The organism is Bradyrhizobium vignae, assembly GCF_900324035.1.
GTDB classification, from domain to species: Bacteria; Pseudomonadota; Alphaproteobacteria; order Rhizobiales; family Xanthobacteraceae; genus Bradyrhizobium; species Bradyrhizobium vignae.
On the sequence record NZ_LS398110.1, the window covers coordinates 8,145,820 to 8,156,021 of the forward strand.

Sequence of the window (10,202 nt, forward strand, 5' to 3'; positions counted from 1 at the left end):
ATGACAGTGAGGGTGTGGAGGCGGCTTCCCCAAAACAGATCCGCCGGAGGTTGCCCTCCGGCGGATCATCTCGTTTGGCGATCGCGGCTCAGCTTACGCCTTCATGCTCGCCTTCACGGCCTCCGCCGTGATCGGCAGGGCGCGAACACGGGCGCCGCAGGCGTTGAAGATGGCGTTGCCGATGGCCGGCGCCACCACCGTCACCGCGGGCTCGCCGACGCCGGTGGCCTTCTCGCCATTGGCGATCACGGCGACCGCGACCTCGGGCGTCTGGCTCATGCGCAAGGGCGTGTAGCTGTCGAAATTGGTCTGCTCGATGCCACCGTCCTTCAGCGTCGCCTTCTCGTACATCGCCAGCGACAGGCCCCACAGTGCCGCACCCTCGACCTGGGCACGAATGTTGTCGGGATGCACCTGCGTGCCGACGTCGGTTGCGACCGTGAGCTTCTTCACGGTCACCGCGCCCGACGGCGCCACCGCGACATGGGCGACACACGCCGTCCAGCTTGCAGTCGCGCGCTCCTGCGAGGAGACGCAGGCCAAGCCCATGCCCTCGCCTTTCGGCAATTGCTTGGTGCCGTAGCCCGAAAGTCCCATCGCGGCGAGCAGGGTGTTGCGCAGCCGCTGCGCGCCGCCGTCGTTCTTGCCGGCGCCGTCGAGCAGCGAGATGCGGAACTGGGCGGGATCCTTGCCGGTCGCCGCCGCGATCTCGTCGATCATGCTTTCGACCGCCCAGAAGGTCCAGCCCGGCGCCACCGAGCGGAGTTGACCGGACGGTGTGGCGTTGTGCGCGAGCTCGTTCTTGATCGCGCGCACATAATGGTTGGGCACGGTGTAGAAGAAGTCGGCCCCGTTCACCGTGAAGGAATCGAGCGGGCCTTTCTTGTCGACCGAGGGCGTCAGGAGGTCCGGGATTCCCCAGCGCGCGGTCGGCCAGGCCGAGACCACGTCGTGGCTGATCGCGATGAGCTTGCCATCGCCGTCCACGCCGGCCTTGACCTTTTGATAGGTGAGCGGACGCGAGAAATCCATCGTCATGTCGTTCTCGCGCGTGTAGATCACCTTCACCGGCTTGCCGACCGCCTTCGCTGCCTGCACCGCGGGGATCATCATGTCGGCATCGAGACGCCGGCCGAAGCCGCCGCCGAGCCACATCTGGTGCATGACCACGAATTTCGGATCGATCCCGGCGGCACCCGCGGCGATCGCGCCGGAACGCGTCGCGAACTGGTTGCCGGAATAGATGTGCAGGATGTCGCCCTTGAACTCCGCGGTGGCATTCATTGGCTCCAGCGGCGCATGGATGTTGATGCTGGTGGTGTACTCGGCCTCCAGCACCTTGGCCGCCGAACCGAAGGCAGCAACGGGATCGCCGTCCTTGACGAAGAACTGGCCGGAATCCTCCAGCTTCTGAAGCCGCATGGCTTCATCGAGCAGCGACTGGCTCGACAGCTTGGCGTTCGGGCCGTTGTCGTAGGCGACCTTCAGCGCCTGCGCCGCTTTCTTGGCGTTGGCGTAGGTGCTGGCCACGGCGACGACCCAGCCCGACGTCGTGCCGGTCTTGTCGTCGAGGGTGACGGCCTTGATGAAGCCGGGCACCTTCTTCGCCGCGCTGTCGTCGACCGATTTCACCGTGGCGCCGAAGCGCACCGGAGGCGTGACCACCGCGCCATAGACCATGCCCGGCAGCATCACGTCGATGCCGTACTTCGCCGTGCCATTGGTCTTGGAGGGGATGTCGAGCTGCGGCACCGAGACGCCAATCATGGTGTATTGATCGGGCGTCTTCAGCTTGATCGCCTTCAGCTCGTCGGGCGTGAAGGTTTTCGTCGCCTTTCCGCTTTTCACGACATCGGCGAACGACATCTGCTTCCTCGACTTGGGATGCACGATCACGGAATCGCGCACCACGAGCTCGGACGCCGGCACGCCCATCGCGGCGGCGGCACCTTCGGTCAATGCGATGCGGCCCGCGGCGCCCGCGCGGCTCATGGCGTCGAAGTTCATCATGGTCGACCAGCTGCCGCCGGTGATCTGCGCACCCAGCACGGGGTCGTTGAACTTCGGATCGTTGGAGGCGAGCGCCACGCGCATGTCGCTCCATTTCGCGCCCAGCTCCTCGCAGACGATCTGCGCCATGGTGGAGGCGATGTGCTGGCCCATGTCGGCCTTGCCGCAGGTCACGGTGACGAGACCGTCCGGCGAGATCGCATACCAGACGCTCGGCTCGAAATTGGCAGGCGCCGCGGCGGCCGCAGGATAGATGCCGGGCACGCCGGCATAGCCGAGCACGAGGCCGGTCGCGGCGGTGCCGACGAGGAAGGAGCGGCGGCTGAGATCCGTCGCCTCGGCAGTGACGTTCTTGACGTGCTTGTTCATGTGGGCCTCCGCTCGCTGGAGGTGGCGGATGCGGTGCGCATCTCGGATGCGGCGCGCATGATCGCCTTCTGGATCCGTGAATAGGTCATGCAACGGCAGAGATTGCCGTCCATATGCGCGACCACCTCTTCCTTGGTCGGATTGGGATTCTTCGCGAGCAGCGAAGCCGCCTGCATGATCTGCCCGGACTGGCAGTAGCCGCATTGCGGCACCTGCTCGGCGATCCAAGCCTTCTGCAAGGGATGATCGCCCTTGGCCGAGAGGCCTTCGATCGTAGTGATCTTCTTGCCGGCGACGTCGCCGACCATGGTCTGGCACGAGCGCACCGCTTCGCCGTTGACGTGCACGGTGCAGGCACCGCACAGCCCGGCACCGCAGCCGAACTTGGTGCCCGTCATCTGCAATTGCTCGCGGATCGCCCAGAGGAGCGGCGTGTCGTTCGCCGCATCCACGGACAGACTCCGCCCGTTGATGGTGAGTGTTGGCATAGGCGTCTTCCCCTGCCGGTGCATGAAGCCGCTTACGGCGGCAACTTGTGTGGCGAACGCCCACCGGGCCGGCGTCAGCCTTGCCCGCGAGAATGATCGCGTTCAGGCACGGAGGCAAATGCAATTTGGATGCAGTCGAACTATCTCGGCAGCCCGATGTTGTGCGTTGCGAGAGCAGGCGGATGCAGCGACTGGACGCAACAGAGCGTGTTGTCCGACATGCGTGCCATTGCGATCAGGTAGTTTCTTCGAGGTAACTTGGCGCGCTAGAGTGCAGCCGCAGGCGCGGACTTCCTTCTCCCCTTTCTTGTGGGAGAAGGTGGCGCGCGTAGCGCGACGGATGAGGGGTTCTCTCCACTCGCAAAACCGCTCGTGAGGATGGAGACCCCTCACCCGGCTTTCGCTTCGCGAAGCCACCCTCTCCCACAGGGGGCCCACAGGGGGAGTGGGTGCACCGTCATCGAGGCGCGATAGAAAAGAAACGAGAAAGGCGCGAAAAACAATGCCTAAAATCAACCGGGACGGCGTCGAAATCTACTACGAGGTCCATGGCAACGGGCCGCCATTGCTGCTCACCCACGGCTATTCCTCGACCTCGACGATGTGGCATGGGCAGGTCGATGCGCTCGCTGGGGATCACCAGCTGATCCTGTGGGACATGCGCGGCCACGGCCGGTCCGACTATCCCGACGATCCGAACGCGTACAGCGAAGCGCTGACGGTCGGCGACATGGCGGCGATCCTCGATGCGGTCGGCACGAAGCGCGCCGTCATCGGCGGCCTCTCGCTCGGCGGCTACATGTCGCTCGCGTTCTATCGCGCACACCCGGAGCGGGCCCGTGCGCTGTTGATCATCGATACCGGACCGGGCTTCAAGAAGGACGACGCGCGCGAGGCCTGGAACGCGCGGGCGCTTGCGACGGCCGACAGGCTCGACCGCGAAGGCCTCGACGTCCTGAAATCGGCAACGCGCGAGCGCGCCACCGCGAACCATCGCAACGCCAGGGGGCTGGCGCTCGCCGCACGCGGCATGCTGACCCAGCGCGACGCCTGCGTAATCGAGTTGCTCCCCGACATCACGGTGCCCTCGCTGATCGTGGTCGGCGCCGACGACACGCCGTTCCTCGCCGCGTCCGACTACATGGCGGCAAAGATCCCCGGCGCACAAAAGGTCGTGATCCCCGCCGCCGGACACGCCGTCAACATCGATCAGCCCCAGGCTTTTGTTGACGCGGTCGTGCCTTTCCTGAAGAACTTGCCGGCATAGGGCGATCGAGCAGGGACGTAGGCGATGAAGCTGATGATGCTGGCCGCGGGCACGATGTTGCTGTCGATATCGGCGCAGGCCGAGCCGTTCGGCGCCGTGCCGCCGCGCCAGCCGTTCGTCACGACCTCGTCGAACAACACGCCGCTCGCCTTCGGCATGGATGCAGGAGAGACCGCGCGCGCCCTCGGTCAGCCGCTGCAATATGTACGGGGACGTGCCGGCAACGAGATCTACCTCGCTTTGCGCAACATCGGCGGCAGCGGCTTGCTCCCCCACCGCCACCGCCTGTTCCTGCAATTCCGCCACGGACGGCTGGCAGGATGGAAGGAGGATTACGGCGAGAACTGGATGTGGGAGTGAACCCTATCCCCTCATCCTGAGGAGCTTGCGCAGCAAGCGTCTCGAAGGATGAAGGCCCCGCTGCCGCCTCTCGGCCTTGCATCCTTCGAGACGCGCGCGAAGAGCGCGCTCCTCAGGATGAGGAGAGAGCTGAATTTCGGATCGACAACCAAGAAGGACAACCCGCGTGGGACAAGACATCAAGCTGACGGCCTCCGACAATTTCCAGCTCGGCGCCTATCGCGCTGATCCCTCAGGCACGCCGAAGGGCGCGGTGGTGGTGATCCAGGAGATTTTTGGGGTCAATCATCACATCCGCTCTGTCTGCGACCGGCTGGCCGGGGAAGGTTATGTCGCGATCGCGCCGTCGATCTTCGACCGGACGTCGCCGAACTTCCAGTCGGGCTATTCGCCCGACGAGATTGCGGAGGCGCGCAAGTTCGTGGCCAATCCGGACTGGGCCGCGATGCTGCGCGACACGCAAGCCGCGATCGACGTCGCCAGAAGCGTCGGGCCCGTGGGCATCATTGGCTTCTGTCTCGGCGGCAGCGTCGCCTTCGTGGCGGCGACGCGGCTGTCGGGGTTGAAGGCCGCGATCGGCTATTACGGCGGCGCAATCGTGCGCTTTGCCGACGAGACGCCGAAGGTGCCGACGCAGCTGCATTTCGGCGAGAAGGATGCCGGCATTCCGCTCGCCGACGTCGAGACCATCAAGACCAAGCGGCCGGAAGTTGAGGTCTTCATCTATCCCGGCGCCCAGCACGGCTTCCATTGCGACGAGCGCGCCAGTTACGACAAGGCCAGCGCCGACATCGCCTGGCCGCGCAGCATGGCGTTCTTCGCGAAGCATTTGAAATAGGGCGCGCGACACTCCCCGCCGTCATTACGGGGCGACGCGTCAGCGTCGAACCCGGAATCCATCGGGCGTCAGCGATGGTAGCGCGATGGCTTCCGGGCTCGCGCTACCGCGCGCCCCGGAATGACAAGAATGACAAGAGAGAGTTGCGCCGCCCCGGAGCGGAAATCGGGTGGCTGCATCGTGCCGCCCGGCGATAGAGCTGGCCGGTCAAGCCAACTCACGCCGGGAGATCGCCATGCAGCAGGCAATCACGCACCTCGTCATCCGCAATCCGTTCGGAACCATGGACGTTCCATCTCCTGACGATTTCGAGGTGAAGGATTATGCCGCGACGGCATCGCTGCCCGGCGATGCTGCCGACGTCAACGCACCGGCATGGGCATCAATCACGACGCGCTCCGATCCGCTCGAGGGCGAGTGGCAGAGCCGCTGGAATGGCGGCGCCGATCCCACCATCGGCGGCGATGCGCCGGACAAGTGGAAGCGGGGCCGCGCCGAGATCCGCGTCTCAGCAGGCCGGATCTATCTGCGCTTTGACTGGGACAACGGCCGCCGGCACGGACTGATCGATGCGGCGCGCGACGGCGCGGATCGCCTGGTCGGAAAATACATCAATCTGACCACGCCGGCGATCACCCGGCCCTGGGTCGGTCGCGTGGTCGATGCGATGCGGATCGACGGATGTTTTCCGAACGGGCGGCTGGATTTCAGGCGGTGAGATTCCGCCGTCATTCCTGGGCGCGCGTAGCGCGAGCCCCGGAATCCATCCAACTGCAGAGACGATGGAGAGATGGATTCTCGCGACTTCGTCGCGCCCCGGAATGACGAGGGGGGCGCGGCTGAGGCCCTAGAACCAGCGCTCGCCGACGAACACGGTGTCGCCGGGCGCCAGGGGCGTGCCGAGCGGGACGACCGCGCGCATGGCGCCGCCGCTCTCAGTATGGGTGACGGTGACCACGTCGCGCTTGGCGCGCGGCGAGAAGCCGCCGGCGATGGCGACCGCGCTCTCGACTGTCATGTTCGGCACGTATGGATATTGGCCGGGCGCGAGGACCTCGCCGAGGATGAAGAACGGGCGATAGGTCTCGATCTCGACCGCCACCGACGGCTCGCGGATGTAGCCGTTGCGCAGGCGTGCGGCGATCTCACCGGCAAGGCCCGCCGTGGTGCGGCCGCGCGCCGGCACTGCGCCGATCAGCGGCATGGTGATGGAGCCGCCCGCGTCGATCGAATAGCTGTTGGTGAGGCCTTCCTGGCCGTAGACCACCACGCGAAGCTTGTCGCCGGCGTCGAGATGGTAGGAGGCGCCATTGCGCGCCGGCGCCGCCATCGGCGCGGCGTAGCCGACCGGCATCGGTGCGGGCGAAGCCGCAAAGGAATTGCTGAACGCCGCGATGGCGCCGCCGCCGTTGTTGGCGACGACCACTGGCTGCGGCGTGCTATAGGGCTGGCCATAAGCCATGGAATCGAGATCCGGCCGAGGCTGCACGTAGGCGACGGGGCTTCCGGTCTGCATGCAGCCGCCCAGGGCGAGCGCGGCGGACGCTGCCAAGGACGCCAACTTCGACCATCGAAACGCGCGTGCAACCGGCACCGGACCCATCCCTCGAAACGAGACAGCCGCAGTGATGCACCGGTTATGGTTAATAAAGCGTTGAGTAGGGGGATGGTCTCCAACCCTCCCCTGGAGGGGTCCGGGACGAGCGTAGCTCGCCCGTGGGTCGATCGCGCGCAGCGCGAGCGGGGTGGGGTGATCTCTCCACTCGGGCAGTATGCGATGTGGAGAGACTGTCACCCCACCCGTCTCACATTTCGCTGCGCTCAATGTGAGCCGACCTTCCCCCTCCAGGGGAGGGTAAGCAAGATGCGTCGTTCCGCCTACACGCTCACGCCGACCCCGATCGGGCAGGACACGCCGGTGCCCCCTAGGCCGCAATAGCCGGCCGGATTCTTCGCCAGATATTGCTGATGATAGTCCTCGGCGAAATAGAATTCGCCGGCGGGCGCGATCTCGGTGGTGATGGCACCGAGACCCTTCGCGGCAAGCGCCTTCTGGTAGAGCGCCTTCGACTGCTCGGCCGCCTGCTTCTGCGCATCGGAATAGGCGTAGATCGCGCTTCGATATTGCGTGCCGACGTCGTTGCCCTGGCGCATGCCCTGGGTCGGGTTGTGGCTCTCCCAGAACGTCTTCAAGAGCTTCTCGTAAGCAATCTTCTTCGGATCGAACACGACCAGCACCACTTCGGTGTGGGCGGTGCGGCCCGAGCAGACCTCCTCATAGGTCGGGTTCGGCGTGTGACCGCCGGCGTAGCCGACGGCAGTCACGTGGACGCCGTCGCCGAGCTCCCAGAACTTGCGCTCGGCGCCCCAGAAGCAGCCGAGCCCGAACACCGCCTGCTCGAGGCCGGCGGGATAAGGCGGCTTCAGCCTCGCGCCGTTGACGAAATGGGTGGTTGCGGTCGGGATGGCCTGCGCGCGGCCCGGCAACGCCTCAGTTGCGCTCGGCAACGCGGTGGTCTTGCGCATGAACAGCATGACGGATCTCCGAAGCGAACTGTCCGTCGCCTGAGCCAAGCTGGAAAACCGGGCACGAGAAACCAGACAGCTCAGGCGGCGTGCTCGCGATGAGGTGGGACTATAGGCGTCTACGCGACAGGACGCAGCCGTGTTACGCGGCCGCCCGTTCCAGGCTCAGTCCCGGGAATAGCCGATCAAGGGCTTGCGCGGACGGAACAGGATCATCAGGAGGATGCCGAGAATGCCGAGGACGGCAAAGACCGGCTGATCCAGCACCAGGCGGATCACCGAGGTCCAGAGCCAGGGCGCCTTGGCCTCGACCCAGGTGCGGAATGCCGACTGGCTGGCCTGATTGATGTCGTTCCAGAACTGGCCGAACCGGGTGAATTTGAGGTTCTGATCGGCCACCCAGCGGGCACCGTCATAGACCATGAAGATGAACCCGCCGGCGAGCAGCAACAGCCCAATCAGTCGGAAAAAGCCGCGGATCATGCCTCACCTGCGATGGCCGCCCGATCGAACGGCCTCCTGGAACGTTGCCAGCCAATAGCCGGGCGACGGCAGAAATTCAACCTCTTCAGGGCGTTACGGTGCCCATCCAGGCCGCCAAAGACCGGATTTCCGGCCCCCGAAAGCGTTGACGGTGCTGAAGACCCTCTCTATAAGGGCGGCAATTGGCGGTGGGCGCAATCCCGCCGCCGCTGTTCTTTGAGCAGTTGCAGGCACCTTGAGCCTCAAGACTCTCTCGAGCTTGAAGACTCCTTGGAGCCTCAGAGACAGCCGCAAGGCCGTCGCTCATGTTCCGGGAACGGCCCAGCAACCGAACACCCTAAATCCGAGCGTCGATTACGCGGTCAAGCAAGCCGGCGCTACCCGACCAAGACGCGACCGGTACCCGCAAAGGACATTGAGACCATGGCCAATACCACTTCCGCCAAGAAAGCGACGCGCAAGATCGCCCGCCGCACCGCCGTCAACAAGTCGCGCCGCACCCAGATGCGCGGCGCCGTGCGCACCGTCGAGGAAGCCATCAAGAGCGGCGATCGCGCCGCAGCCGTGAAGGCACTCGCGACTGCCGAGCCGGCGTTGATGCGCGCCGCCCAGCGCAACATCATTCACAAGAACAACGCCAGCCGCAAAGTCTCGCGCCTCACCGCGCAGATCGCCAAGCTCGCCAAGTAATATTGCGAAGCAATCTCGCGAGGTAGTCTCGCGCAGCATCTGATCGGTCGATCCGGTCAGCGCGTCAAACAGCCCGGCATTGCGCCGGGCTTTTTTGTTGACTGTCATGTTCGCGCAAGCAGCCACGCGCAGCCCGATCTTCGCTTGGACGATTTGCATCGTCTGCGTTATTCTTCGTCCCGTAGTTCTACCGGACGCTGTACTGCAACAGCGGAAACCTCACTGCGTTGCAAAAACCCCTGTGCCGCGGGCTCCAATTGAATCGGCGGCCGAGAAGTTCTGCGCTCCGTAAATTCACCGGAATGTGTGTCACGGTGGAGTTACCCTGCAAAACGAGTCTCGAAAAGCGATGACTCGATAATCACTTATCAACATAGCAGCGACAAGCATTTGGAAAATTCGCTCGCACGTGCAGCGCGTGACGAATTTGTAAAAAAATTTTGGCGGTGGCCGAGAATTGTCACACGACGCACCACATTTTCGATTCTGTGCACGGATTCAAAAACTTGCTTCGCAGCCTGTGAACAAGTCGCGCGCGGCGTTAACCGAGGTCAAGTTTTTTGGTGCCTCAAGTGTGAATCAATTTCGTTGCGAGTCTTTCCGCTTAGTGTATTCCTTAAGTGGTCAGCGGCGCCCACGATCTTCAGACCAGCGCGGTTTAGGAAACGGGGCGAGCGTGCAAATCGGCGGCGATGAGCACGTAGGCGACGCTTCAACAAGTGATGTCGGTGCAAAACCCATAGCAATATGGGAAGGGTAGTTTTTTGTCTGAATGTCTCCAGGCGGGATCTTCTCGCTCGCGCCAAGCGTATATGAGAGACATCGCAATGCTACCCCGGCACGCAAGCTGGGCGACGTCGAGCGGACGACCAGTACATTGGGCAGGCATCCGCGACAGGAGTACGGCGCGGTTGTCTTCAGGACACGCAGGACCTTGTCGTGAGCGATCACGGCAGGACGGGGAGGTATCATGTCTTACGGACTCAACGCGGTATTGAAGCACGTTTCCCATTCCAGCGATGCCGTTCCAGCTCCGTCCGATCTCCAGCCCCCCGCGTGTGACGGAGCGCCGAGTACGCGCTGACCTCGCGACCCTTCCATCTCTGACATCGCTGATCTGACCCGCGGCGTTCGCGCCGAAGGTCGAGCCATGCCCGACGATGGACTCGCT

General features: G+C 64.3%; 10 protein-coding genes. 5 read left to right on the forward strand and 5 right to left on the reverse strand.

Annotation, left to right across the window (positions count from 1 at the left end):
* Positions 1 to 93: 93 nt before the first annotated feature.
* The gene (locus BRAD3257_RS39130; protein WP_122406288.1) at positions 94 to 2,379 is read right to left on the reverse strand and encodes a xanthine dehydrogenase family protein molybdopterin-binding subunit; all 2,286 of its coding nucleotides are present in this window, start codon (positions 2,377 to 2,379) and stop codon (positions 94 to 96) included.
* Positions 2,376 to 2,867 carry a (2Fe-2S)-binding protein gene (locus BRAD3257_RS39135; protein ID WP_036002624.1) on the reverse strand — a complete coding sequence of 164 codons (492 nt, stop codon included), beginning with the start codon at positions 2,865 to 2,867 and terminating at the stop codon, positions 2,376 to 2,378. Before BRAD3257_RS39135 ends, BRAD3257_RS39130 begins: the two co-directional genes overlap by 4 nt.
* Positions 2,868 to 3,369: 502 nt before the next feature.
* Between BRAD3257_RS39135 and BRAD3257_RS39140 the strand changes: the two genes are divergently transcribed.
* The 4 genes from BRAD3257_RS39140 (at position 3,370) to BRAD3257_RS39155 (ending at position 6,050) form a co-directional block, all read left to right on the forward strand.
* Positions 3,370 to 4,134 (forward strand): alpha/beta fold hydrolase, encoded by a 765-nt coding sequence (locus BRAD3257_RS39140; RefSeq protein ID WP_122406289.1) that lies wholly within the window; start codon positions 3,370 to 3,372, stop codon positions 4,132 to 4,134.
* A 24-nt stretch (positions 4,135 to 4,158) separates the two neighbouring features.
* Positions 4,159 to 4,494, forward strand: coding sequence for a hypothetical protein (locus BRAD3257_RS39145; protein ID WP_122406290.1), 336 nt, complete (start codon positions 4,159 to 4,161; stop codon positions 4,492 to 4,494).
* A 166-nt stretch (positions 4,495 to 4,660) separates the two neighbouring features.
* Positions 4,661 to 5,332, forward strand: coding sequence for a dienelactone hydrolase family protein (locus tag BRAD3257_RS39150; RefSeq protein ID WP_122406291.1), 672 nt, complete (start codon positions 4,661 to 4,663; stop codon positions 5,330 to 5,332).
* 235 nt (positions 5,333 to 5,567) lie between these two features.
* Positions 5,568 to 6,050, forward strand: a complete 483-nt coding sequence (locus BRAD3257_RS39155; protein WP_122406292.1) for a hypothetical protein — start codon at positions 5,568 to 5,570, stop codon at positions 6,048 to 6,050.
* A gap of 129 nt (positions 6,051 to 6,179) precedes the next feature.
* Here the strand turns inward: BRAD3257_RS39155 and BRAD3257_RS39160 are convergent, their stop codons facing one another.
* The 3 genes from BRAD3257_RS39160 to BRAD3257_RS39170 form a co-directional block, all read right to left on the reverse strand.
* The gene (locus BRAD3257_RS39160) at positions 6,180 to 6,926 is read right to left on the reverse strand and encodes a polysaccharide biosynthesis/export family protein (RefSeq protein ID WP_122407004.1); all 747 of its coding nucleotides are present in this window, start codon (positions 6,924 to 6,926) and stop codon (positions 6,180 to 6,182) included.
* 284 nt (positions 6,927 to 7,210) lie between these two features.
* Positions 7,211 to 7,867 carry a peptide-methionine (S)-S-oxide reductase MsrA gene (gene msrA, locus BRAD3257_RS39165; RefSeq protein ID WP_122406293.1) on the reverse strand — a complete coding sequence of 219 codons (657 nt, stop codon included), beginning with the start codon at positions 7,865 to 7,867 and terminating at the stop codon, positions 7,211 to 7,213.
* A 156-nt stretch (positions 7,868 to 8,023) separates the two neighbouring features.
* Entirely contained in the window at positions 8,024 to 8,341 is a 318-nt protein-coding gene (locus tag BRAD3257_RS39170) for a hypothetical protein (RefSeq protein WP_122406294.1), read from the reverse strand.
* A 423-nt stretch (positions 8,342 to 8,764) separates the two neighbouring features.
* Here BRAD3257_RS39170 and rpsT point away from each other — a divergent pair, with 423 nt between their 5' ends.
* Positions 8,765 to 9,031: a 30S ribosomal protein S20 gene (gene rpsT / locus BRAD3257_RS39175; RefSeq protein WP_024338506.1), complete on the forward strand. Its 267-nt coding sequence runs from the start codon at positions 8,765 to 8,767 to the stop codon at positions 9,029 to 9,031.
* The last annotated feature ends 1,171 nt before the right edge of the window (positions 9,032 to 10,202 follow it).